General features: G+C 71.2%; 19 protein-coding genes. 18 read left to right on the forward strand and 1 reads right to left on the reverse strand.

The window, feature by feature from the left end; translation table 11 throughout:
• Nucleotides 1-6: 6 nt before the first annotated feature.
• Complete coding sequence (locus BMG523DRAFT_RS16395) at nucleotides 7-681, reverse strand: hydrogenase maturation nickel metallochaperone HypA (RefSeq protein ID WP_051623900.1); 675 nt, start codon at nucleotides 679-681, stop codon at nucleotides 7-9.
• Between the two features lie 277 nt (nucleotides 682-958).
• On the opposite strand from BMG523DRAFT_RS16395, the gene BMG523DRAFT_RS16400 reads away from it, so the two are divergent.
• From BMG523DRAFT_RS16400 to BMG523DRAFT_RS16485, 18 genes are all read left to right on the forward strand, one after another.
• Nucleotides 959-1,930 carry a hydrogenase gene (locus BMG523DRAFT_RS16400; protein WP_011435527.1) on the forward strand — a complete coding sequence of 324 codons (972 nt, stop codon included), beginning with the start codon at nucleotides 959-961 and terminating at the stop codon, nucleotides 1,928-1,930.
• A 75-nt stretch (nucleotides 1,931-2,005) separates the two neighbouring features.
• Nucleotides 2,006-3,613, forward strand: coding sequence for a nickel-dependent hydrogenase large subunit (locus BMG523DRAFT_RS16405; protein ID WP_011435526.1), 1,608 nt, complete (start codon nucleotides 2,006-2,008; stop codon nucleotides 3,611-3,613).
• A gap of 13 nt (nucleotides 3,614-3,626) precedes the next feature.
• On the forward strand, nucleotides 3,627-4,193 hold the full coding sequence (locus BMG523DRAFT_RS16410) for a hydrogenase maturation protease (protein ID WP_051623901.1): 567 nt from the start codon (nucleotides 3,627-3,629) through the stop codon (nucleotides 4,191-4,193).
• Nucleotides 4,194-4,255: 62 nt separating this feature from the next.
• Nucleotides 4,256-5,506 (forward strand): hypothetical protein, encoded by a 1,251-nt coding sequence (locus tag BMG523DRAFT_RS16415; RefSeq protein ID WP_043591518.1) that lies wholly within the window; start codon nucleotides 4,256-4,258, stop codon nucleotides 5,504-5,506.
• Between the two features lie 146 nt (nucleotides 5,507-5,652).
• Nucleotides 5,653-6,741, forward strand: coding sequence for an NHL repeat-containing protein (locus BMG523DRAFT_RS16420; RefSeq protein ID WP_035733752.1), 1,089 nt, complete (start codon nucleotides 5,653-5,655; stop codon nucleotides 6,739-6,741).
• The gene (hypF, locus tag BMG523DRAFT_RS16425; protein ID WP_043591519.1) at nucleotides 6,738-9,284 is read left to right on the forward strand and encodes a carbamoyltransferase HypF; all 2,547 of its coding nucleotides are present in this window, start codon (nucleotides 6,738-6,740) and stop codon (nucleotides 9,282-9,284) included. The genes BMG523DRAFT_RS16420 and hypF overlap by 4 nt, the downstream gene beginning before the upstream one ends.
• 3 nt (nucleotides 9,285-9,287) lie before the next feature.
• A complete protein-coding gene (locus BMG523DRAFT_RS16430; protein ID WP_011435521.1) occupies nucleotides 9,288-9,569 on the forward strand; it encodes a HypC/HybG/HupF family hydrogenase formation chaperone in 282 nt (93 codons plus the stop codon).
• Nucleotides 9,566-10,672, forward strand: a complete 1,107-nt coding sequence (gene hypD / locus BMG523DRAFT_RS16435) for a hydrogenase formation protein HypD (protein WP_011435520.1) — start codon at nucleotides 9,566-9,568, stop codon at nucleotides 10,670-10,672. Before BMG523DRAFT_RS16430 ends, hypD begins: the two co-directional genes overlap by 4 nt.
• A complete protein-coding gene (hypE, locus tag BMG523DRAFT_RS16440; RefSeq protein ID WP_011435519.1) occupies nucleotides 10,665-11,726 on the forward strand; it encodes a hydrogenase expression/formation protein HypE in 1,062 nt (353 codons plus the stop codon). The genes hypD and hypE overlap by 8 nt, the downstream gene beginning before the upstream one ends.
• A gap of 194 nt (nucleotides 11,727-11,920) precedes the next feature.
• Entirely contained in the window at nucleotides 11,921-12,532 is a 612-nt protein-coding gene (locus BMG523DRAFT_RS16445; protein ID WP_043591521.1) for a hypothetical protein, read from the forward strand.
• A gap of 2 nt (nucleotides 12,533-12,534) precedes the next feature.
• On the forward strand, nucleotides 12,535-13,158 hold the full coding sequence (locus BMG523DRAFT_RS16450; RefSeq protein ID WP_043591523.1) for a hypothetical protein: 624 nt from the start codon (nucleotides 12,535-12,537) through the stop codon (nucleotides 13,156-13,158).
• A gap of 277 nt (nucleotides 13,159-13,435) precedes the next feature.
• Entirely contained in the window at nucleotides 13,436-13,972 is a 537-nt protein-coding gene (locus tag BMG523DRAFT_RS16455; protein WP_235463195.1) for a hemerythrin domain-containing protein, read from the forward strand.
• A 619-nt stretch (nucleotides 13,973-14,591) separates the two neighbouring features.
• Entirely contained in the window at nucleotides 14,592-15,461 is an 870-nt protein-coding gene (locus tag BMG523DRAFT_RS16460; RefSeq protein ID WP_011435515.1) for a hypothetical protein, read from the forward strand.
• Nucleotides 15,462-15,655: 194 nt separating this feature from the next.
• The gene (locus BMG523DRAFT_RS16465) at nucleotides 15,656-16,513 is read left to right on the forward strand and encodes a methyltransferase type 12 (protein WP_108913794.1); all 858 of its coding nucleotides are present in this window, start codon (nucleotides 15,656-15,658) and stop codon (nucleotides 16,511-16,513) included.
• Nucleotides 16,514-16,724: 211 nt separating this feature from the next.
• Nucleotides 16,725-18,599 (forward strand): choline/carnitine O-acyltransferase, encoded by a 1,875-nt coding sequence (locus BMG523DRAFT_RS16470; protein ID WP_043591524.1) that lies wholly within the window; start codon nucleotides 16,725-16,727, stop codon nucleotides 18,597-18,599.
• Between the two features lie 746 nt (nucleotides 18,600-19,345).
• Entirely contained in the window at nucleotides 19,346-20,986 is a 1,641-nt protein-coding gene (locus tag BMG523DRAFT_RS16475; RefSeq protein WP_023841591.1) for a hypothetical protein, read from the forward strand.
• 127 nt (nucleotides 20,987-21,113) lie between these two features.
• A complete protein-coding gene (locus tag BMG523DRAFT_RS16480) occupies nucleotides 21,114-22,118 on the forward strand; it encodes a hypothetical protein (protein ID WP_011435511.1) in 1,005 nt (334 codons plus the stop codon).
• A complete protein-coding gene (locus BMG523DRAFT_RS16485; protein WP_011435510.1) occupies nucleotides 22,115-23,170 on the forward strand; it encodes a glycoside hydrolase family 26 protein in 1,056 nt (351 codons plus the stop codon). The genes BMG523DRAFT_RS16480 and BMG523DRAFT_RS16485 overlap by 4 nt, the downstream gene beginning before the upstream one ends.
• The last annotated feature ends 255 nt before the right edge of the window (nucleotides 23,171-23,425 follow it).

Genomic DNA, 23,425 nt, shown 5'->3' on the forward strand with positions numbered 1-23,425 from the left:
GGCGTGTCACGCCTCCACGGTGTCGGGAGCTGCCGAGCCGGGAGCCGCCGGGTCGGGAACTACTGGGTCGGAAGCCACCTCGAACGAGGTGACGAGGAACTCCTCGCCGGTGACGATGGTGACGCCGGCCGCGCCGCAGGTGCCGCAGCGCAGCGCCCGGTCCGCCAACTCGCCGCGGGTCCCGCACACCCGGCAGCACACACTGACCGGCACGCTCTCGACCTCCAGCACGGACCCGGCCAGCACGGACCCGGCCAGCACGGACCCGGCCAGCACGGACCCGGCCAGCACGGACCCGGCCAGCACGGACCCGCCGGGGGGATCGGCGCCGTTCTCCGGGGGCCCAGCGTTCTCCGGGGGCCCAGCGTTCTCCGGGGGCCCAGCGTTCATCAGCTCCCAGCAGTAGGCGAGGGTTTCCGGCACGATCTGGCGCAGCTGACCCACCCGGACGTGCACCCGGGTGACCGGCCGACCGGCCGCGTGCCGGGTGACGACGTCCGCGATCGATCGGCAGACGGACAGCTCGTGCATCGCCCGGTCCTCCCCCGGCACCCTCCGGCGACCCGCCTGATCCGGTGACCCGCCCGAGCCGGCATCGCACCGGCTCACCACTTCGCCGGGCCGTACCTCGGCGCTCGCCCCACGGGCGTCGATGAGGGCGGGCTGGGATGGCCGGTGCATGCCCCACTCTCGCCCGGTCGTGTGCGCTTCACCAAACCGCACTGCGCGTTGGTGACTGCGCGTTGGTGGCAGCCTCCGCGCACTGTCGATAGGCGTCCGGCGCTGGGGGACATAGCGTCTGCTCTGCCGGAAGTCTCCGTGAGGCGACGGGCCACCCGACGATCACCCGGCCCAGCGGCTTCTGATCACCTCGACGGAGGGCTCGGTCCGCTCGTGGAGGTGGGCGGTGCGGCGGACCGCGGTGCCGACCACGGCCCGTCCGACGAAGGGAGTACTGATGTCATCCGTGCTGTGGTTCCAGGGCGGGGCGTGCAGCGGCAACACGATGTCCTTCCTGAACGCCGACGAGCCCAACGTCGTCGACCTGATCACCGACTTCGGGCTGGAACTGCTCTGGCACCCGTCGTTGGGGCTGGAGAACGGCGCCCAGGCCCGGGAGCTGTTCACCGACTGCGCGCGGGGTGAGCGGCCGGTCGACATCTTCGTCTTCGAGGGTTCGGTGATCCGCGGCCCGAACGGAACCGGCGGCTTCGACGTCTTCGCCGAGCGGCCCATGCAGGACTGGGTGCGCGAGCTGGCCGCCCGGGCCCAGGTGGTGGTGGCGATCGGGGACTGCGCGTGCTGGGGCGGGATCCCCGCGACGGCGCCGAACCCGACGGACTCCACCGGGCTGCAGTTCCACAAGCGTGAACGCGGCGGTTTCCTCGGCCCGGACTTCCGATCGCGCTCCGGGCTGCCCGTCGTCAACATTCCGGGCTGCCCGGCCCACCCGGACTGGATCACGCAGATCATCGTGGCGCTGGCCACCGGCCGGGCCGCCGACATCGCGCTCGACGAGCTGCACCGGCCACGGACGTTCTTCACGACATTCACCCAGACCGGCTGCACCAGGGCGGAGTACTTCGAATACAAGCAGTCGACCCTGGCTTTCGGGGACGGGACCCGCAAGGGCTGCCTGTTCTACGAGTTCGGCTGCCGCGGCCCGATGACCCACTCCCCGTGCAACCGGATCCTGTGGAACCGCCAGTCGTCGAAGACCCGCGCCGGCATGCCGTGCATCGGGTGCACGGAGCCGGAGTTCCCATTCTTCGACCTCGCCCCCGGCACGATCTTCAGGACCCGGAAGGTCGGCGGGCTCATTCCGCGGGAGGTGCCGGCGGGCAGCGGCCACCTCGGCTACCTGGCACACGCGGCAGCTGCCCGGATAGTCGCCCCGCAGTGGTCGAAGGAGGACATGTTCGTCGTCTAGCCGGCCGGTAGCCGGTAGCCGCGCGTGCTCCGACCGGAGACCGCGAGGAACGGACGGGGAGAAGAGAGGATTCCAATGGCCACCGTCGATCTCAACGTCAGCCCGTTGGGGCGCGTCGAGGGCGACCTCGACGTCCGGGTCACGATCGACGACGGGGTGGTCACCTCGGCGTGGACCGAGGCGGCGATGTTCCGGGGTTTTGAGATCATCCTGCGCGGCAAGGACCCGCAGGCGGGCCTGATCGTGACCCCGCGGATCTGCGGGATCTGCGGGGGCAGCCACCTGTACAAGTCGGCGTACGCGCTGGACGTCGCGTGGCGCACCGAGATGCCGCCCAACGCGACGCTGGTCCGCAACATCGCGCAGGCGTGCGAGACGTTGCAGAGCATCCCGCGCTGCTTCTACGCGCTGTTCGCCATCGACCTCACGAACCGGAAATACGCCTCCTCGCCGCTGTATGAGGAGGCGGTACGGCGGTTCGCGCCCTACACCGGCAGCAGCTACGGCCCGGCGGTGGTGCTGTCGGCCAAGCCGGTGGAGGTCTACGCCATCTTCGGCGGGCAGTGGCCGCACTCCAGCTTCATGGTGCCCGGCGGGGTGATGTGCGCGCCGACGCTGTCGGACGTGACCCGCTCCATCGCCATCCTGGAGCACTGGAAGGTCAACTGGCTGGAGAAGCAGTGGCTCGGCTGCTCGGTGGAGCGCTGGCTGGCCAACCGTACCTGGCAGGACGTGCTCGCCTGGGTGGACGAGAACCCCGCCCAGCACGACAGCGACTGCGGCTTCTTCCTCCGGTACTGCCTAGACATCGGCCTGGATCGCTACGGCCAGGGAGTCGGCAACTACCTGGCGACCGGGACGTACTTCGCCCCCGACCTCTACACCCGGCCGACCATCTCCGGCCGCAACGCGGCACTCATCGGCCGGTCCGGGGTGTACGCGGGCGGCGGGTACTTCGAGTTCGACCAGGCCCGGGTGCGGGAGGACGTCACCCACTCGTTCTACGAGGGAACCGAGGCGCGCCACCCGTTCGACGGCGAGACCCGGCCCATCGATCCGGCGCGCGGCCGGGAGCAGGGCAAGTACAGCTGGGCGAAGTCACCCCGGTACGAGGTGCCGAACCACGGATACCTGCCGTTGGAGGCCGGGCCACTCGCCCGCCGCGTCGCAGCCGCGGCTCCCGGCGCGGGTGCCCACCAGGACGACGACCCGTTGTTCGGGGACATCCTGGCGGCCATCGGCCCGTCGGTGATGGTCCGCCTGCTGGCCCGGATGCACGAGGCCGCCAGGTACTACCAGTGGACGCGGGCCTGGCTCGACCAGCTGGACCTACGCGAGCCGTTTCACCTCAAGCCGGTGGAGTACACCGAAGGGCGCGGCTTCGGTTCCACGGAGGCGGCCCGCGGCTCGCTCTCGGACTGGATCGTCATCGAGGACGGCAAGATCGCGAACTACCAGGTGGTCACCCCGACCGCCTGGAACATCGGCCCCCGCGACGGCTCCGAGGCGCCCGGTCCCATCGAGCAGGCCCTCGTCGGCACGCCCATCGTGGATCCGGAGAACCCGATCGAGCTCGGCCACGTGGCCCGCAGCTTCGACTCGTGCCTGGTCTGCACGGTCCACGCCTACGACGGCAGGACCGGCCGGGAGCTCAGCAGGTTCGTCATCAACGACAACCTATGACCGGGACCGACCTATGACCGGGGATCGCGAGGCGGGTGCCGCCTCGCGGCCCCCGGTCGGGCCGCGGGTGCAGGTCGATCCGCCCGGTTTCGAACCACCAGGGTGCGAGGTGGCCGTGATCGGCTGCGGCAACCTGCTGCGCGGTGACGACGGGGTCGGGCCGATCCTGGTCCGCCGGCTCGCCGAGACGGGCGTCCCGGCCGGGGTGCGCCTGGTTGACGGGGGGACCGCCGGGATGGACACGGCGTTCGCGATGCGCGGCGCACGCCGGGTCGTGGTCGTCGACGCCAGCCGCACCGGGGCCGAGCCCGGGACCGTGTTCGAGGTCCCGGGCGCACAGCTGGAGAACCTGCCCCTGGACGCGCCGCACCCGCACGCCTTCCGCTGGGACCAGGCGCTGGCGTTCGGGCGCTGGCTGCTCGGCGACGGCTACCCGGACGACGTCGTCGTCTACCTCATCGAGGCGGGCGGCGTGGAGCCCGGCGCCGATCTCAGTCCCGCGGTGCGCCGGGCGATGGAACAGGTCCGGGACATGATCCTCTCTGGTCTCGCCCCCGGGACCGGCGGAACGGACGGATGACCGGACGCATGGATGACCGGACGCACAGGTCCAGATGACCAGACGCATGGGTGAGGACGCGCATGGGTGAGGACGACGTCATCAGCACGGGCGTGACCTGCGCGCGCCCGCAGCCCGTCGGGGTCTTTCCGCTGCCGGCCGGCTTCCTGCTCGTGCCGGGCGGCGAGGCCACGGCCGACCTGCGCCGGACACTGGCGGCCGGGAAGGTGCCGGTGGCCTGGCCGGCGGAGCTGGCCGCGCTGGAGCTCGCCTACCGCGGGGAGGTCGTCGCGGCCCTCGGGCAGCTGCGCGGCGACGACCCGGTCGACCGCTACAACCGCTTCGTGCTGCGACCAGCGGGCGCGGACCCCGAAGACCCGGTGGCACTGCGCCGGGCGCTCGGCGACGAGCTGGGGATCCTGGTGGACGTAGTCCGGTTCGCCCTGGGCGAGCTGGACGAACCTCCGCCGCCCGGCGGGGAGACCGACGAGATCGCGGCGATGGTGTGGTCCGCACACGCCGCCCACGCCATGGCCGCCGGCCGGACGGGCGAGGCAGCGGGGCTGCTGGAGCGGGCCATCGCCGCGGCGCGGGAACCCTCCCCCGGTCTCGCCGCCCAGCTCAGGTCCACCGCGGCGGACCTGCGTCGCGGAGTCGAGGGACCGAGCCCGGCCGTCATCGCAGAGCTGACGGCGGCGCTCGCCGCGCTGGCCGCCACCGACCTCACGGTCGGCCGGGCCGAGTTGCACCTGAGCCTCGGTTCGGCCTACCAGGAGCTGGCCGGGGACGATCCGGCGGGCCTGAAGGTCGCGGTGGAGCACTACCTCTCGGCGCTGCGCCTGGTCCGCATCGACACCGCCCCGGAGCTGTTCGCGGCGGCACAGGTCAACCTCGCCACGGCGTATCTGACCATGCCGATGGCGCAGGCGTCCGACCAGCTGCGGGTCGGCGTGGCTGTGCAGGGCCTGCGGACCGCTCTGTCCGTCTACACCCGCGAGACTCATCCCGAGCGGTGGGCCAGCACCCAGCTCAACCTGGCCAACGCCTTGGTCTACGCGCCGTCCGCACACCGGGAGGACAACCTGCGGGAGGCGGTCGCGCGCTACCAGGAGGTCATCGCCGCCCGCGACCGCGACGCCGACCCCCTCGGCTACGCCCGGGCTCGGGCGAACCAGGGCAACGCCCTGGCCCACCTCGGCCTCTTCAACCCGGCGCAGGCGGTGCTGCACGAGGCACGGGCGATCTTCGAGGAGGTCGGGGACCCCGACGCCGTCCTGGCCGTGCGCGGGGTGCTCGACGAGATCGCCCGCCGACTCACCGCGAAGCCGACGTGACGCCCGGCAGCGGAACACTCGGTGACGCCACTCCGAGCACTCCGACCAGATGGGTGGGGCAGGACGGCCAGGCGGGACGGGGCGGCCAGGCGGGACGGGGCGGCCAGGCGGGACGGGGCGGATGGGCGGGGAGCTGGGAACCGGCGGTGTGGATCGGCGCCCCGGCGCCCGGCGGGCTGGCCCTGCCGTCGGCGCGGCCGTCGGCGTCCCGGCTGTACGCGCCGCGCGGGGTGTGGCTCGGCGACGACCTGCTCGTGGTGGCGGACTCGGGTAACCACCGGGTGCTGATCTGGCATGGTCTGCCGGCCGTCGACGGCGCCCCCGCCGACGTCGTGCTCGGCCAGGCCGACGCGACGAGCGAAGGGCCGGCGGCCGCGGGGCGCGGGCCCGAACGCGGCCTGCACCTGCCGACCGGCGTGCTCGTCACGGATGGCCGGCTCGTGGTCGCCGATGCCTGGCACCACCGGGTGCTGGTCTGGAACGAGGTCCCGACGGTCACCGACACCGCCCCCGACCTCGTGCTCGGGCAGCCGGACGCCGACGCCGTCCGCGAGAACCGGGGCGGCCCGTGCGGACCAGACACCTTCTACTGGCCCTTCGGGGTGGCCGTGGTGGGTGGGCGCTTCTACGTCGCCGACACCGGTAACCGGCGGATCCTGGGCTGGTCGAATGGCCTGCCGTCCTCGCCCGGCCGGCTACCCGACCTGGTGCTGGGGCAGCCCGATCCCACCCGCCGGGACGAGAACCGTGGCGGCGCGGCCGGTCCGGCGAGCTTCCGGTGGCCGCACGACCTCGCCGGCACCGCCGACCGGCTGCTGGTCGCGGACGCCGGCAACCACCGGCTGCTCGGCTGGGCCCCCCATCCCGACGCCGACGGCGACGCCGATCTGGTGCTCGGCCAGCCCGATCTCGCATGCTCCGGGGAGTTCCCCTACGCGCCCGGCCGGGCCGACGTCCTGCGCTTCCCCTACGCCGTCGACAGCGACGGGCACCTGCTGGCCGTCGCGGACACCGCCAACAACCGCGTCCTGCTGTGGGAGGAGCTGCCGCGGCGCAGTTCCACGCCCGCGACCGGTGTGCTCGGCCAGCCGTCGTTCGCCGAGACCGGGGAGAACCGGTGGACCCGCGTCGAGGCCGACACCTTCTGCTGGCCGTACGGCCTCTCGGTGCGCGGCGACCGGCTCGCGGTGGCGGACTCGGGCAACAACCGGGTCATGATCTGGCGGCGGGTATGACCGGAGGGCGGACCGGGCGGACCGGGCGGACCGGGCGCCGGGTCCGGCGCCGGGTCGTGGTGGAGGGCGTCGTCCAGGGCGTCGGTTTCCGGCCCTACGTCCACCGGCTCGCGGGCACCCTCGGGCTCGCGGGATTCGTCGGCAACGACTCGACCTCGGTGTTCGCCGAGGTCGAAGGCGACGAGGTGGCCGTGGCCGAGTTCCTGCGCCGACTCGAACCGCAGGCGCCACCGCTCGCGCGCATCGAGCGCGTCACGGTGACGAGCGTGACCCGGTCGACCGCCGGCGACGCCGGGTTCCGGATCGTGGCCGGCGCGACCGTTCCCGGCGATCGCACCCTGGTACCCGCGGACACCGCGGTGTGCGCCGACTGCCTGCGCGAGATGTTCGACCCGACCGACCGGCGCCACCGCCACCCGTTCATCACCTGCACCAACTGCGGCCCGCGGTACACGATCATCAGCGCGCTGCCGTATGACCGCGCGGCCACGACGATGGCCCGCTTCCCGATGTGCGCGCGGTGCGCGGCGGAGTACGCCGACCCGGCGGACCGCCGTTTCCACGCCGAACCCGTCGCCTGCCCGTCCTGCGGACCGAAGCTGTGGTTCAGCCCCGCGGACGGCACCGGACCGGAGGTCCACGGCACGGACGCCGCGCTGGCGGCGGCCCAGCGGGCACTGGCGGACGGCGCGGTGGTCGCGGTCAAGGGCGTCGGCGGCTACCACCTGGCCTGCTCGGCCGAGAACGACCCGGGCGACACGGCCGGCGACACGGCCCTGGCGCGCCTGCGCGCCCGCAAGGACCGGCCCGACAAGCCGTTCGCGGTGATGGTGCGCGACCTGGCGACGGCCGCCCTGGTGGCCGACCTGTCGTCGGCGGAGGCGGCGCTGCTGGCATCGCCGGCCGCTCCGATCGTGCTCGTCCGCCGCTCGCCCGCGGCGGGGATGTCAGGGATATCGGGGATGTCGCGGCTGGTCGCCCCCGGCACTCCGCTGGTGGGGCTGCTGCTGCCGTACACACCCGTGCACCACCTGCTGTTCGCGCCGGTCCCGGGTGGCGGCCCGCGACCGCCGCGGATGCTGGTGATGACCAGTGGCAACCGTTCGGGCGAGCCCATCTGCTTCGCCGACGACGACGCGCGGGACCGGCTCGCCGGCCTCGCTGATGCGTTCCTCCGGCACGACCGACCGATCCTCCTGCCGTGTGACGACTCGGTGGTGCGCTGCGGCTACGGGGACGACGGAGACGACGGGCAGGTGCTGCCGGTGCGGCGCTCCCGCGGATACGTTCCGCTGCCGGTGGACCTCAGCCGCCCCGTCCGGTCGGTGCTCGCCGTAGGCGGCGAGGGCAAGAGCACGTTCTGCCTCACCACGGACCGTCGCGCGTTCGTGTCCCAGCATCTGGGTGACATGGGCAGCCTGGCGGCGCTCAGGGCCTTCGAGCGCTCCGCCGCGCACCTGACCGATCTGTACGGCGTCGCGCCGGAGACGCTCGCCGCCGACCTCCATCCGGGATACGTCACCCGGGCCTGGGCCGAACGCGCGGCGGCTACGGGGACCGAACAGGCGGCAGCCGGGGACCCGGCGGCGGGGGCGAACCAGACCTCCACCCACGGGTCACGGTCCGCCGGCCGATTGCCGCACCTGGTCCAGCACCACCATGCCCATGTGGCCGCCCTACTCGCCGAGCACGGCAGGCTCGGCGACACCATCCTCGGGGTCGCGTTCGACGGCACCGGCTACGGGCTCGACGGCACGATCTGGGGCGGCGAGGTGCTGCTGGTAGGCCCGGACGTCGCCCGCGCCGAGCGGGTCGCGCACCTGCGTCCGATCGGCCTGCCCGGGGGCGACGCCGCCGTCCGCAATCCGTACCGGGTCGCGCTCGCCCATCTGGCCGCCGCCGACCTGGACTGGACCGCGGACCTGGCGCCGGTGCGGGCCTGCTCCGTGGCGGAGTTGCGCACCCTGCGCACCGCGCTGGACCGGGGCGTGGCCTGCGTGCCCTGCACGAGCATGGGCCGCCTGTTCGACGCGGTGGCGTCACTGCTCGGGGTGCGTCACCGGATCACCTACGAGGCGCAGGCCGCCGTCGAGCTGGAGGCGCTCGCCGCGGCGGAGTTCGGCGGCGCCGGACTCGGCGGCGCCGGACTCGGCGGCGCCGGTGCCTGCCGGCTCTCCTTCGGCCTGGCGAACGGCGTCCTCGACCCGGTGGGGGTGCTCGCGGGGATCGTCGCCGGTCTGCGGGCGGGAGTGGCGGTGCCGGTGCTGGCCGGCGCGTTCCATCTGGCGGTCGCGGACGCGGTGGCCGAGGTCGCGGGGCTCGCGCGGCGGCGGTACGGAGTCCGCCTGGTCGGTCTGACCGGCGGGGTGTTCGCCAACGTAGTGCTGACGCGGGCCTGCCGCGCCCGGCTCGCCACTGCCGGGTTCGACGTACTCGTCCATCGGGTGGTGCCGCCGGGCGACGGTGGGCTGGCGCTGGGCCAGGCGGCGGTCGCGGCGCTGAGCCGCCCGACGGAGCCGACCTTCGGCGGGAAGGAAGCCTGAGGCATGTGTCTGGGGATACCGGGCCGGATCATCGAGATCTGGGACGACCGTGGTACGCGGATGGCGATCGTCGATTTCGGCGGCGTCACCAAGACGGTGTGCCTCGCCTACCTGCCCGACGCGACCGTCGGGCAGTACACGATCATCCATGCCGGCTTCGGGCTGATCAGGCTGGACGAGGCCGCGGCGCGGGAGACCCTCGCGATGTTCCGGGACCTGGGGCTGCTCGAGGAGGAGCTGGGATCGCGCGCGGCGGAACCGGGCATGACCGGGCCGGGCCGGTGAGGTACCTGGCGGAGTTCCGCGACCCGGCGTTGGCCCGCCGGCTGCTGGATGCGATCATCGCCACCGCGACCCGGCGCTGGGCGATCATGGAGGTCTGCGGCGGCCAGACCCACTCGATCATCCGCAACGGAATCGATCAGCTCCTCACGGACCAGGTCGAGTTCATCCACGGCCCCGGCTGCCCAGTGTGCGTCACGCCGCTGGAGACGATCGACCGGGCGCTGGCGATCGCCGCCCGCCCCGAGGTGATCTTCTGCTCGTTCGGGGACATGCTGCGGGTCCCCGGCAGCGGCATGGACCTGTTCATGGTCCGGGCGCGTGGCGGGGACGTCCGGGTGGTCTACTCGCCGCTCGACGCGGTCCGCCTCGCCGAGGAGAACCCGGACCGCCAGGTCGTGTTCTTCGGAGTGGGCTTCGAGACCACCGCCCCAGCCAACGCGATGGCCGTGGTGACGGCCCGGCGCCGTGGAATCGACAACTTCTCCGTACTTGTCAGCCACGTGCTGGTGCCGCCGGCGATGACCGCGGTCCTCTCCTCGCCGGCGAACCGGGTGGCGGCGTTCCTGGCAGCCGGCCACGTGTGCACGGTGATGGGCACCTTCCAGTACGAGCCATTGGTGGCGACCTACCGGGTACCGATCGTCGTCACCGGTTTCGAGCCGCTCGACCTGCTCGACGGGGTGCGCCACGCCGTCGAGCAGCTCGAGGCGGGGCGGGCAGAACTCGCGAACGCCTACCCGCGGGCGGTGCGGCCGGCGGGCAACCCGGCGGCCCGGGAAATCCTCGCCGAGGTTTTCACGGTGTGTGACCGGGCCTGGCGGGGAATCGGGACAATCCCGGACTCGGGTTGGCGGCTGTCCGCGGCGTACCGGGACTTCGACGCCGAGGTCCGCTTCGACGTCGAGGGCCTCACGGTGGCCGAACCGGCCGAATGCCGCAGCGGCGAGGTGTTGCAGGGCCTGGTCAAACCGCCGCAGTGCCCGGCGTTCGGAACCTCCTGCACGCCACGCACCCCGCTCGGCGCGACGATGGTCTCGGCGGAGGGGGCATGCGCCGCCTACTTCCAGTTCCGGCGACTGACTCCGGCGGGCAGCCGTGGCTGACCCCGTCGACCCGACCGGTTGGACCTGCCCACTTCCGCTGCGTGACCATCACCAGGTGGTACTGGGGCACGGCGGCGGCGGCGTACTGTCGAGCGAGCTGATCGAGCATCTGTTCCTGCCCGCGTTCGGGACCACCGACACGGCGCGGGCACCGGCGGACTCGGCGGTCCTGGATGTCGCGGGCGCCCGGCTCGCGTTCTCCACCGACTCGTACGTGGTGCGCCCGCTGTTCTTCCCCGGTGGCTCCATCGGCGAGCTCGCGGTCCACGGCACCATCAACGACCTGGCCTGTGCCGGCGCGGTGCCGGTGGCGCTCTCGGCCGGGTTCATCCTCGAGGAGGGCCTGGAGCTCGCGGTCCTGGGCCGGGTGGCGCAGGCGATGGGCCGGGCCGCCGCCGCGGCGGGGGTGCGGCTGGCGACCGGGGACACCAAGGTCGTCGAGCGCGGGCTGGCCGACGGTCTGTACGTGAACACCAGCGGCATCGGGCTCGTCCCGGCCGAGGTGGACATCCGCCCCGAACGGGCGAGACCCGGCGACCGGGTCATCGTCTCCGGTCCCGTCGGCGAGCACGGTGTCGCCGTGCTGAGCGTGCGCGACGGGCTGGAGTTCGGCGGCGAGGTCCGCTCCGACACGACGGCGCTGCACGGGCTGGTCGCGGCGGTGCTGGCGGCCGCCCCGGGGGTCCACGCGCTGCGCGACCCGACCCGAGGTGGCCTCGCGACCGCGCTGTGCGAGATCGCCGCCGCGTCCGGGACGGGCATCGAGTTCGCCGAGCGCGCCGTGCCGGTGCCGCCCGCGGTCGAGGCGGCCTGCGGGTTCCTCGGCCTCGACCCGCTGCACGTGGCGAACGAGGGCAAGCTGGTCGCGTTCGTCGCCGACGCCGACGCCGACGCGGCGCTCGCGGCGATGCGGGCGCATCCGGCGGGGCGTGACGCGGCCGTCATCGGCACGGTCACCGCGGAGCATCCGGGCGTGGTTGTCGGGCGCACCGCGTTCGGGGGAACCCGCATCGTCGACCGGCCGCTCGGCGAGCAGCTCCCCCGCATCTGCTGAGTTCGGCGGCGTGGCCGCGCCCACCTTTCCAACGATCGGCGGGTCAGGGCACGTGGTGCGCCGGGAGGCCGAGGCCTCCCGGCGCTAATGCTTACCGAGAGTAGCTTACATAGACCGGAAGGGTGATTCCCTTGACGGAACCTGATCAACTTAGGTTAGCCTAACCTAATATCAGGCTTCCCCGAGGAGGACGTATGCCCCAGCGAACAGCCTTGCCCGTACTGGCCGTCTCCCTGCTGCTCGGTCTCACCGCCTGCTCCGACGATTCGACGACCGACGCCACGACGGCTTCCCCGGGACACCCGGTAAGCAGCTCGACCACCTTCTCCGTCGCGGTACCGGAGGGCGTGTTCAAGCAGTACACGACGCTCGCCAAGGAGATCCGGTCCGAAGGAGGCGAGGTCCAGAGCGGACCGTGGAAAATCGGCTACATCGTCGAGGCCGCGGAACCCTGGTACGAGGGCAAAGGCGGGCAGCAGATACTCCGCAAGCCCGCCGCCGGCGAGACGCACCACATTGAGATCATCCCCGTGGAGGCGGCCACGGGCCGGATCGTGCCGAACGTACCAATCACGCTCGCGGTCATCGACGGCAAGGGCACGGTTGCGGAGGAGAAGACACTCAACTTCTACTACGCCGAATTCTTCCACTACGCGAACAACTTCTCGATCCCGCGGGACGGCAGCTACACGTTGCGCGCAACAATCGGGGTACCGACCTTCTTCCGGCACGGCGAGGAAGGCCACACGCCGGCGTTGGCCAGCGGCACGACTGCCACCTTCACCAACGTCACGCTCAGGCACTAGTCATGCGTGATCACGGAGATAAGGTCCCCGAGCGGCTCGTTTCCCTGCCCGCGGACCCGCGGCCTGTCCCGGTCCTGGTCATCGCCCAGCCCTCCCCGCCTGCCAGCGGGGTTCTGCCACGATGGGCCGTTTTCCTCGCCACCGGAACAGCGCTCGTCGTCGGGTGGGCGGCCGCCGTCTGGACCGCCGCCCACCTCACCGCCGACCCGACCCTGCACACCGCCGCCCTGTTCGTGCATCTCGCCGCGCTCGTGGGCGGGTTCGGCGCGGTCCTCGCCATCGACTTCTTCGCCCTGTCATGGCTGTTCGGTCGGCGCAGCTTCCCGGACGTCATCCGGGTGGCCAGCGGCCTGCACGTGATGATCTGGGCTGGTCTGGCGGGGCTCGTGCTCAGCGGCATCCTGCTGCATCCGGACCTGTCCAGGCGACTGACCCAGGTGAAGATCGGACTGGTGCTCCTCATCGCCCTCAACGGCCTGCACATCTGGGCGATCCAGCACCGGCTGGAGCAGTCCGCCACCGTTCCGTCCCGGGCGCTCCTGGCCCGATCGATAATCAGTAACCTGCTCTCCCAGGCCGGATGGTGGGGTGCGATGGTCATCGGCTATCTCGCCAGTCAGGACTGAACCAGAGTCAGGACTAACAGTCAGGACTGACCGGTCGTCGCAGCCGCCGACACCATCTCCGTCGCCGTCGTGGGGCTGCTGCTCGCTGTCGCCGGCACCGCGCGGATGCTGCCCGTTCGTTCCGATCGGCCGTGGGGAAGGGCGACTCGCGGACCGCTGCCCTGCCGCCATTGGTAGGGCACCGGACAGGACTATCGGCCGTGTGGGAACCGCCCTGGCCATTCGATGATGACCATGAGCGGCGCGACACGAGCGCCGCCGTGCGAGTGGGGATGGGATGGCGACGCTGCCGGTGGGGCACGCGGGACGCGGGGTCGTCGCTGATCTTCTTCTACCCAAGGTGGGTACTATGCGTGAATACTGCAACTGTCAGTCACTGCCGGCGATCGCGACCCTGATCGGGGAACATGACCAGGTCACCGATCTCATCGCCGACACGCACGAGGCATATCGACAGGGTGATGTCGGGGCAATGGTGACACTCTGTGAGCAGATGTCGGCGGTTCTCCAGCCGCATACGGTGGTGGAGGAGAAGGGTCTGTTCCCCGCGATGGCACTCGAGTTCCCCGAACAGATCGCGATCCTGCAGAGCGAGCACCGCCGGATCGAGGCTGTGCTCGCCGGGGCGACCGACGGCACCGCCCGGGTCGATCCCGCTTGGCCGACACGGGTCATCGAGGCGATGAGCCTGCTGCGCAGGCACATCGCGAAGGAACAGGACGGCGTGTTCCACGCCGCCGTCTCGATTCTCAGCAACGAACAATGGAACCGTCTCGGCGAGATCCGCCAGGCGCTGAAGCTCGTAAGCTCCTGAAACCTCGTACGATGACCGACTCCCTCCCCGGAACGGCCGGCTCCAGGCATCGGATCAGCCTTCGGGCATCGGCCGTTGCGGCGGGGTCGGGCCGGGATCGCTCCCGGGCACGCCGGTACGGGACGTGGCGGTACCGAATGTGGCGGTACCGGACGTCGCTGCACCGGACATGGCGATACCAGATATGGCTCTACCGGACGTCGCTGCACCGGACCCGCCGGACGCATCTCCGGTGAACACGAGAAGGCTGAGATCCCGACGGTTGGCGTCCTGCGCCGGGCACCTTCCGGCCGGGCCAGACAGGGGCCGGTACGGCCAGTTCGCATCGACGGTGGCCGGGGCCGGTCGCCCGCCGGGCCCGCGGGCACCCACGTACAGCCGCTCAGGACGAGGACGCGGGACGCCCCGAAGATGGTGGCTCCGCGACAGGTCGTGGCCGGGTTGCTGGAATGGCGGCAGGCGGGCGGGATTCGCGTCCCGCGCGAGCACAGGCGTGTGACATCTCACACTGACTTTCGCCATCATGACCATCGGGCGACCATGTGACAAATCGCATCGAGGTCGTGGACGGTTCCCATCGGCGACCCGGGGCCGCCGCGTAGCGGCGGAGAGGAGTCACATGGTTGCGACGGAAACCTGGTCCATCAGCGAGCTGATCAATACCGTTCGTTACCCTCTCACCGAACCTTCGAGCCACGCCTGGCGGGACGTCGTCTCGTGGGCCCGGGAGGAACTGCGCACTCGCGGATGCTGTGTCCTCCCGGAATTCGTCCGGCCCTCCGCATTCACCGCGGTCGCACAGGAGTGCGCCACCGTCGCTCCGCTCGCGTATGACGAGGTCGAGACGGTCAACGCCTACAACATCGCGGTCGACCCGTCGTTGCCGGCCGATCATCCGGGCCGGTTCACGATGCGGCGGGGGAATGCCTTCGTCGCCCGCGACCAGATTCCCACCGAATTCGCCGTCCACCGCCTCTACACCAGCGAGCTCTTCCAGCATTTCATCGCCGGCTGCTTCGACCTGCCGAGAGTCCACGAACTCGCCGACCCGCTGGCCGGGCTGTGCCTCAACATCATCGCCCCCGGGCTGGAGCACCCCTGGCACTTCGACACGAACGAATTCGCGGTGAGCCTGCTCACGCAGGCGCCGCGGGCCGGGGGCGACTTCGAGTACTGCCCGAACATCAGGTCCGCGCAGGCGGAGAACTTCGCCGACGTGCGGGCCGTGCTGGCGGGCGAGGGCGGCCATCTGGTCCGGCGTCTCGCCCTCCGACCGGGTGATCTCCAGCTTTTCCTGGGCCGCTATTCGATGCACCGGGTGAGCCCGGTCGAGGGCGACACGGCCCGGCATTCCGCAATCTTCGCCTACACCGGGCACCCCGGGGTCGTCGGCAGCGTCGCGCGCACGAAGCAGCTCTTCGGCCGGGTCCTTCCGCGGCACCTGGCGGCGGAGAAGAGCGCGGTCCGCGTCGACCAGCTGCTGGACTAGCTGGACCAGAACTCGGTCGGCGAGCTGCTTCAGCACCGGCCTGTCTGCCCCGACCGCCCGTCACAAGGAGCGCCAGACGCGTGTATTCCGACGACAGCAGATATTCTGCCGAGACCACCGACTCCGACGGAACCACGAATTCCTCCGAGGCCGCGTACCCCACCGGGACGAGGCGGTTCGACGACAGCGGGAAGATCTCGCTCGACCACATCTACACGCAGCCCGACCCGCACGCCTACTTCAGTACCCTGCGGAAACTCGACTATCGTATCCCGCAGCTCGCCAAACCGTACTTCAGCCAGCTCATCCGGGAATTCCGGATGGTCCGGGGACGACCGCCGACGGTCTTGGACGTGGGCTGCTCCTACGGGATCAACGCCGCGCTGCTCCGCTGTGACGTGACGTTTGACGACCTGCACGAGCGCTACGCACCGCCCGGAACCCGGCCGACCCGGGACGTGCTGCTCGCCCGTGACCGCGAACTCGTCCGGTCCCGCGACGGGCTGGAGACGAGCCGGTTCCTCGGTCTGGACAGCTCGGGGCCGGCCATCTCCTATGCGTCCGCGGCTGGGTTCCTCGATGACGCCGTGCACGCCAACCTGGAGGACCGGGACCCGACCGACGCCGAACGGGAGCGGCTCGTCGGAACGGACATCGTCGTCTCGACGGGCTGCCTCGGGTACGTCACCGAGCGGACCATCGCCCGGGTGGCCCGCGCGGCCGGTGAGCGCAGGCCGTGGATGGCCCACTTCGTGCTGCGGATGTTCCCGTTCGAACCGGTCGAGGCGACGCTCGCGGGGCTCGGGTATGAGACCGTGCACGTCAACGGCGTTTTCCGGCAGCGGCGCTTCGCCTCCGCCGAGGAGCAGTCGCTCGTGCTCGACACGCTGTCCACCGTCGGCGTCGATCCACGGGGGCTGGAGGCCGAGGGCTGGCTGTACGCCCAGCTGCACATCTCTCGGCCGCGCGGGGTGACCAGTCCCTCGACCGCTCATCCCGCCTCCGGCCGGCGACCGGCGGCGACATCCACCCGGCCGGTTCCGCCAGGCTGACGGGCGACCGGTGCCGGCGGCGTCCCCCGCGCGGCCGGTAGGTCGAGGGCGCCCCGGCCATCATGCGAGTCGGATGAACCGTACGAGCCGAATGTCCGATGGAACGCCCGCCACCCGTGGAATCTCGGCGACCATGGACCCAACGCAGCCTGTGGCGTTCACCATGACCGTGTCCCCGAGACGAGTTCCCCGAGACAACCCGAGGCCCAGCATGAATGCGATCAGTAGCTCCCAGCGATCCACCGGAACCTTCGCGAACGACGATCTGCTGCCCCGGGTGCCATTGCCCACGCTGGCGGAGAGCTGCGAACGTTTCCTTGCCTGGTCCGCGCCGCTGCTGACCCCGGCCGAGCAGGCGACGACCGAGGCAGCCGTCGCGGCCTTCCAGGCACCGGGCGGCCCCGGCCCCACCCTGCACGCGGCGCTGGAGCGCTACGACGCCACCGAGGGCGTACACAGCTGGCTGGACGGCTTCTGGGACTCCCGCTACCTCGGCCGGCGCGACCGCATCGCGCTCAACGCGAACTACATCTTCCTGTTCAAGGACGCCGAGGGTCTGTCCGCCGAGCAGCCGCAGGTGGAGCGGGCCGCCGGGCTCGTGGCGGCAGCCGTCGACTACAAGCTGCGCCTCGACGACGAGCGGGTCGAGCCGATCGTCCAGCGCGGCCAGACGCTGTCGATGGCGCAGAACACGTTCCTGTTCTCCACGACCCGGATCCCGGGAACGGTCCAGGACACCGTGCGCACCCCGTACAGCGAGCAGTGGCCCGGGCCGTCCCAGGCCCGCCACATCGTCGTCTTCCACCGGGGAAACATCGTCCGGCTGGACGTCGTCGGGCCGGACGGTCACCCGTACACCCTGGACGACCTCGCGGCGGGCCTGCGCGCCGTGGTGAAGGCCGCCGCGTCGCGGATTCCGGCGGACGCCGCCGTCGGCCAGCTCACCACCAAGGCCCGGGCTGACTGGGCCGCGAGCCGCCAGACGCTGCTCGCTCTGGACCCCGCCAACGCGGCCGCGCTCGACACGATCGAGACCGCGCTGTTCGCCCTGTGCCTGGAAGACTTCACCCCCAAGGACAACCTGGCCGCGTGTGACCACCTGCTCCACGGCGACAGCGCCAACCGGTGGTTCGACAAGGCGGTGTCACTGATCGTTTTCGCCGACGGCCGGGCGGGCATCAACGTCGAGCACTGCGGGCTGGACGGGACGACGATCCTCAGCTTCGTCGACGACCTGCTGGGTACCTCGCCCGCGGAGCACTCGGCGAGCTCTGGCGCCCGGCCCCAGGGGCTACCCGTCATCGAGCCCGTCGAGTTCGTCCTCGACGCCAGCCTGCGGGCGGATGTGGCCGCCGCCGGCGCGTCGTTCGCGGAGTTCGCCGCGGCGACCGCCTCAACGGTGTTGTCCTTCACCGACTTCGGGCAAAACCGGGCCAAGGCACTGAAGACGTCACCGGACGCATTCGTGCAGCTCGCCTACCAGCTGGCGCACAGCCGGGCCAAGGGGCACATCGGCGCCACCTACGAATCGATCGCCACCCGGCACTGGCGGCGCGGCCGCACGGAAGCGATGCGGGTCGTCACCCCGGAGATCCAGCGGTTCGTGACCGTACTCAACGACCCGGACACCGACACCGCCACCCGCCGGACCGCGTTCCGCGCCGCCGCCGACGCGCACGTGCGGCGCGCGAAGGACTGCCAGGCCGGGCGGGCCCCCGAGCAGCACCTGTGGGAGCTGCAGTTCATCGCCCGCAGCCAAGGCGAGCGGCTGGGGGTGACCGAGCCGATCGCGCTCTACGAGGCCCCGGGCTGGCTCAAGGCGCGCGACGACTACCTGAGCACCAGCTCCGCGCCGTCCACCAACGTCGAGTTCTTCGGCTTCGGGTCTACCAGCAGCCAGTGCATCGGCATCGCCTACGTGCTGCTGCCGGACCGGTTCAACCTCTACCTGAGCACGCCGCGTGCGGTCGCGGACGGGATGTACGCGTTCGCCGACCAGCTCCAGCAGGTCGTCACCGAGCTGCAGGACCTGCTCGCCACCGATGAGACGGGCGACGGGCCATTCAAGGCGGGCTATTCCAGGTAATTGATGATGCGGCCCACGCCCCGCTCCTGCCTTGTCCAGGCCTCCGCGAGCGCGGCCACCGGCATCAGGGATGCCCTGATCCGGCCGGCAGCCGGTGTCCCGGAAGCGGATCGGATGGCGCACCCCACCTCACTGGATCCGCCACCGAGTACCGCCCTGCCGGGGGTGACCGACGTAACAAGGGGATCGGGCCGAGGCCCGACTGCTAAACTTACGGACCATCAGCCTGGATGCGGAAGATTGCGGACGTAGGCGAGCGAACCGTCTACGGGGCAGGCACATGCCGGAGAATCGCGATCTCATCGCCCGTTTCATGCCCCCGCGATCCGCTCTGGCCAACCACCGTTGTCGGGTCCGCTCGGACCAGATCCACCCGAGCGGCCCTAGCCGAGCGTTCCGATCCCATCGGGCTACCATCCTGCTAGCACCCTGGCCGACTGGCGCCCTGGTCAGAAGCGACGCGGTGGGCTCGATCGTCGTCCGCCGCGGAAGCGGCGGCGTCGCTCGCCCGGCCGGCACGGGGAGCCGGGGTCGGACCGATGCGGCACGGAGAGGACGGACGGCGGTGGATCAATGAGTTCGGCCACCGACCCCCGGCAAAAGACGATCATCAGGACTCTCCGCGATCCCTCCACCGTCCGAGTACCACCCGGCGGAGGGCCGGGTGGGCTCCGGTGACCGGCCCGGACACATCCGCGCCGGCCACGGCCCAGCAGCACGAGTCACCACGCCCCCGGACGGAACCCGTGCCGGAGGTCACCGCCGCCCTGTCGCCGCGACCGGAACAGTTCGACCGGGAGCGGACCCAGGTCATCCGCGGCCTGCGCGGCCGCCGGATCCCGGCCGTGGAAGCCTTCGGGACGGCACTGGACGGGCCGACCCCCGAGGGGCTACTCCCCCTGTGGGGTCCCGCGACCGGCGAATGGCTCATCCCGCCGATCGGCCGCGGCGAGATCCACCGGGGGCGCGAGGCACCGGCAGTCCCGGATTGTGGGGAACCGGTCGACTACGGGCTGACCATCCTGGACGACGGCGGTCCGGCCGGTGGTCGCCACCATGACGAGCGACCGACCCGGGGTTCCAGCCGCTCGCGGGCCATCTGGACACTCGTCGACCAGGTGCTCTCCAGCGGGACGAACGCCGTGATGTCCTTCGTCATCGCCCACAGCGTCAGCAAGTCCGAGTTCGGGGCCTTCGCCGTCGCCTTCGCGATCTTCTCATTGATGATCGGGTTCTCGAAGGCTGTCGGCACCGCTCCGCTGGGGATGAAGTTCTCCGACGTGCCGCCGCGGGTGTTTCGGGTGGCCGGCGCGGCGGGGACCGGCACCGCCCTCGTGATCGGGCTGGTCTGCGGGGTCGTGACGCTTGCCGTCGGTGCGGCGATGGGCGGCTCGGTCGGCGCCTCGCTGGTCGCGATGGGACTGGTCTTTCCCACGCTGCTGCTCCAGGACGCCTGGCGGCAGGTCTTCTTCGCCGAGGGTCGCCCGGCCGCCGCCGCCGCCAACGACGGGATCTGGGCGATCGTCCAGTTCGCCGCCATCTACGCGCTGATCGTCCGCGACGTCTCCACCTCGTGGGCGATGCTGCTGGCCTGGGGTGGCGCCGCCGCGGTCGCCGCCATGCTGGGCGTCACGCAGGCCGGCTTCAAGCCGGCGCCGAGCCTCGTGCGCCAGTGGGTCGTCGAACACCGCGATGTCAACGGGTACATGAGCGCCGAGTACCTCACCGTCCAAGGCGCCCAGCAGGCATCCACTCTGCTGCTCGGTACGCTGGGCGCGATCGACCTGGTCGGCGCGCTGCGCGGGGTGCAGACTCTGCTCGGACCGACGACCATTCTCGCGGTCGGGATCGTGAGCTGGGCCATCCCCGAGTTCTCCCGCCGCAAGGACCTCTCGGCCGCAGCCCGGGTCCGCGCCGCCTACGCCCTGTCCGCGGTGATCGTCGCGGCCGGCGCCGCCTGGGGGACGATCTTTCTCGTCCTGCCGACGAGCATCGGGCACTCGCTGCTCGGCCAGACCTGGGAGCAGACCCACGACCTGCTGGCGCTGTCCATCGTGCAGCAGGCGGGCCCCGCGGCGACGGTCGGGCCGGCCTGCATGCTCTACGCGCTCGGCAAGGCCAAGCTCACCTTCCGCGCGAATGCGGTGCTCGCCCCCCAGCTTGTCGTCTATCCGATCGTCGGTCTGGAGATCGGCGGCGGCACCGGCGCGGTCTGCGGTTACATACTTGCCTTCTGGGTGACCGTCCCCATCTGGTTCATCCTCGTCCGCCGGGCCGCACGGGAGGTGGAACGGGACACGGCGATCGCCCTTTCCGGCGAGCCGGCCGGACCGGCCGTACAGGGCCGAGTTCCGGAGCACCCGACCGGGACCGGCAATGATCAATGATAATGATGTTTCACAGTAACGTACGAGCTGTGTGCAATATGTTCGGCCGACCGCGTCGAGGCGGTGTCCGAGGCGTCGAGGCCACCACGATGAGCGCTGCCGGGCCAGGGCCGGTAGGGGGGTTGCGATGATTCTGCGTATTCTTTATCGGTCGGTCGGTTCGGAGAACACGAAGAACCGACCGACCTTCTACAGCAAGATGCTTGCGTTGGCCTCTCTCCTCCGGGCCGTCGAGAACGTCGACATCCCGGTACGGATCGTCTTCGTCAATGACGGCCCTATGCCGGCGGAGCGTCTTGCCGTGATGACGTCCGCCGGCGAGGTGCAGTCGGTGCAGTGCGGCAGCAATCGCGCGTCCTACCGGTACGTGCTGCGGATGCCGCGGGTCCGGCGCTGGTCGCCGGACGATCTGGTCTGGCTCGCCGAAGATGACTATTTGTACACGGAAAAATCGCTTTCCAGTCTCGTCGCGGCAGCGACCGCGCTCCCCGCGGTCGATTACTTCACCCTTTACAGCACGCTGCGATTCTCCTCAACCACCACCCGCCGCCGGCCAATGATCCACCGGGACGGCGGCAGCCACTCCCACGCGCCGGTGGTCGACGGCGTGACCTGGGCCAGGGCCGCCACCACGACCAGCACGTTCGGTCTGCGGGTCGGCACCCTGCTCGAGGACGAACTGCTGCTGCGCTCGATCCCGTTCGTCGGCGGCGCCTTCGACCGCGCGACCTGTCTCACTCTGCAGGGTTTCCAGCCCTTCCGGCTGGCCGAGCTGAGCGGGGAACCGCCTGCGTTCGCCCCGCCACCCCCCGCCGCGCGGATCGCTCGTCGGGTGGTGCTGAGCGGGCTGCGCACGACACTCAACGCCGTCGCCTTGGCGCGGCCCGAACGGCTGCGCCGCACGATGCTGGTGCCGGAGCCCTCCATGGCCACGCACATGGAGCTGGGTGAGGCGCTCGTTCCCGGTCACGACTGGGCGGTCGAGGCCGAGGCCGTGCAGGCCTGGCTACAGGCTCGGCGGCCCGGCCCGGTGGAGACGCCGCTGCTCGGCGCCATTGCCACGGCTTCGGGTACGCAGCGATCCTCCACCATGCACGGACCCTCCACCATGCACAGACCCTCCGTCGCGTGAGACCGCGACCGGCACCGCGAGGGTGGGGGTCTGCCGGCCGCCGCACCGTCCGCGCCGCCCGGACGAGGAACAGACGTGCCGCCCATCCGCTCCCGCTGCCGCTGCTCCTCCTGCTGGTCATCGGCCTGGTCGCCGGCGGGCTCAGCTCCTGCTCGAACAAACCCAAGCCGCCCCAGCCCGGCGGCGTGCGCTGGGTCTCCGGCGCCAACGGCAACTACCCTGCGGACGTCAACCTCTGGTCGGTCTTCACCGGCCGCAAGGTGGACCTGGCCGTCGTCTTCACGGATCGGCAGGACTGGACCAACCTGGTCTCGGCCGGCTGGCCGACGCAGGCCTTCACCCGGGACAAGTTCCCCGGCGGCCTGTCGGTCGCCCAGCCGATGTTTCCCAAAGACGGCGACGAGGCCACCTGCGCGACTGGCGCCTACGACAACTACTGGCGGCAGTTCGGCACCACGCTGACGACGTTCGGCCGCGGCGACGCCTTCGTCCGGCTCGGCTGGGAGTTCAACGGTGACTGGTTCTGGTGGTATCCACGCGACGTCGAGACCTGGAAGACCTGCTACCGCCGCACGGTCCTGGCGATCCGGTCGACCGCGCCGCACGTGCGGATCGACTGGAACATGACCGCGCACCGGGATCACCTGCCGGTAAGCGGTCAGGACATCTGGGATGCCTATCCCGGTGACGACTACGTCGACGTGGTCAGCATCGACTCCTACGACTCCTACCCCGCGTCCGTCAGTAAGACGATCTGGGACCGGCAATGTCATCTGCGGTCCGGTCTGTGCACGGTGATCGCCTTCGCCCGCGCCCACGGCAAGAAGTTCGCCGTTCCGGAGTGGGGTCTGGTGCGCACGACCGGCGGCGGTGGCGACAACCCCTACTACATCCAGAAGATGTACGAGACCTTCACCGCGAACGCCGACGCCCTGGCCTACGAGGCGTACTTCAACAACGCCGAGGAGGGGAACGTGGAGTCCTCGCTGTACAGGCCGGTACTGAACCCGAACGCGGCGGAACGCTATCTGGCGCTGTTCGGCGACCGCTGACCGCGCTCGCCTACTCCTGCCGCGAAGCCGGCGGGCACCGTCGGCTTCGGCGTGCCCGGCCGGCGATACTGAGCTTTAAATTTCGGGGTCAGGGCGGTTTTCTGTAGCTGTCTACCAGCGGGTTTGGGGCGGGTAGACCGGTTGTATGAGGTACGCGACGGGTGGCGGGTTGACGCCCGCCGATCAGGTGGAACGTGAACGGGTCCGGTTGGCCGCGGCCAGCCGGTTCGCGGCGGGGGCGAGCCAGGCCGAGGT

Origin of the sequence: Frankia sp. BMG5.23 (genome assembly GCF_000685765.2) — a bacterium.
GTDB lineage: Bacteria > Actinomycetota > Actinomycetes > Frankiales > Frankiaceae > Frankia > Frankia casuarinae.

Bases quoted from the DNA above. Each gene is read 5' to 3' on its own strand.
- BMG523DRAFT_RS16450 (WP_043591523.1), top strand. From the start codon at position 12,535: ATGCGTGATCACGGAGATAAGGTCCCCGAGCGGCTCGTTTCCCTGCCC.
- BMG523DRAFT_RS16480 (WP_011435511.1), top strand. From the start codon at position 21,114: ATGATTCTGCGTATTCTTTATCGGTCGGTCGGTTCGGAGAACACGAAG.
- BMG523DRAFT_RS16395 (WP_051623900.1), bottom strand. From the start codon at position 681: ATGCACCGGCCATCCCAGCCCGCCCTCATCGACGCCCGTGGGGCGAGC.
- BMG523DRAFT_RS16415 (WP_043591518.1), top strand. From the start codon at position 4,256: ATGGGTGAGGACGACGTCATCAGCACGGGCGTGACCTGCGCGCGCCCG.
- BMG523DRAFT_RS16445 (WP_043591521.1), top strand. From the start codon at position 11,921: ATGCCCCAGCGAACAGCCTTGCCCGTACTGGCCGTCTCCCTGCTGCTC.
- hypF (WP_043591519.1), top strand. From the start codon at position 6,738: ATGACCGGAGGGCGGACCGGGCGGACCGGGCGGACCGGGCGCCGGGTC.
- BMG523DRAFT_RS16460 (WP_011435515.1), top strand. From the start codon at position 14,592: ATGGTTGCGACGGAAACCTGGTCCATCAGCGAGCTGATCAATACCGTT.
- BMG523DRAFT_RS16405 (WP_011435526.1), top strand. From the start codon at position 2,006: ATGGCCACCGTCGATCTCAACGTCAGCCCGTTGGGGCGCGTCGAGGGC.
- BMG523DRAFT_RS16400 (WP_011435527.1), top strand. From the start codon at position 959: ATGTCATCCGTGCTGTGGTTCCAGGGCGGGGCGTGCAGCGGCAACACG.
- BMG523DRAFT_RS16410 (WP_051623901.1), top strand. From the start codon at position 3,627: ATGACCGGGGATCGCGAGGCGGGTGCCGCCTCGCGGCCCCCGGTCGGG.
- BMG523DRAFT_RS16430 (WP_011435521.1), top strand. From the start codon at position 9,288: ATGTGTCTGGGGATACCGGGCCGGATCATCGAGATCTGGGACGACCGT.
- BMG523DRAFT_RS16455 (WP_235463195.1), top strand. From the start codon at position 13,436: ATGGCGACGCTGCCGGTGGGGCACGCGGGACGCGGGGTCGTCGCTGAT.
- BMG523DRAFT_RS16470 (WP_043591524.1), top strand. From the start codon at position 16,725: ATGAATGCGATCAGTAGCTCCCAGCGATCCACCGGAACCTTCGCGAAC.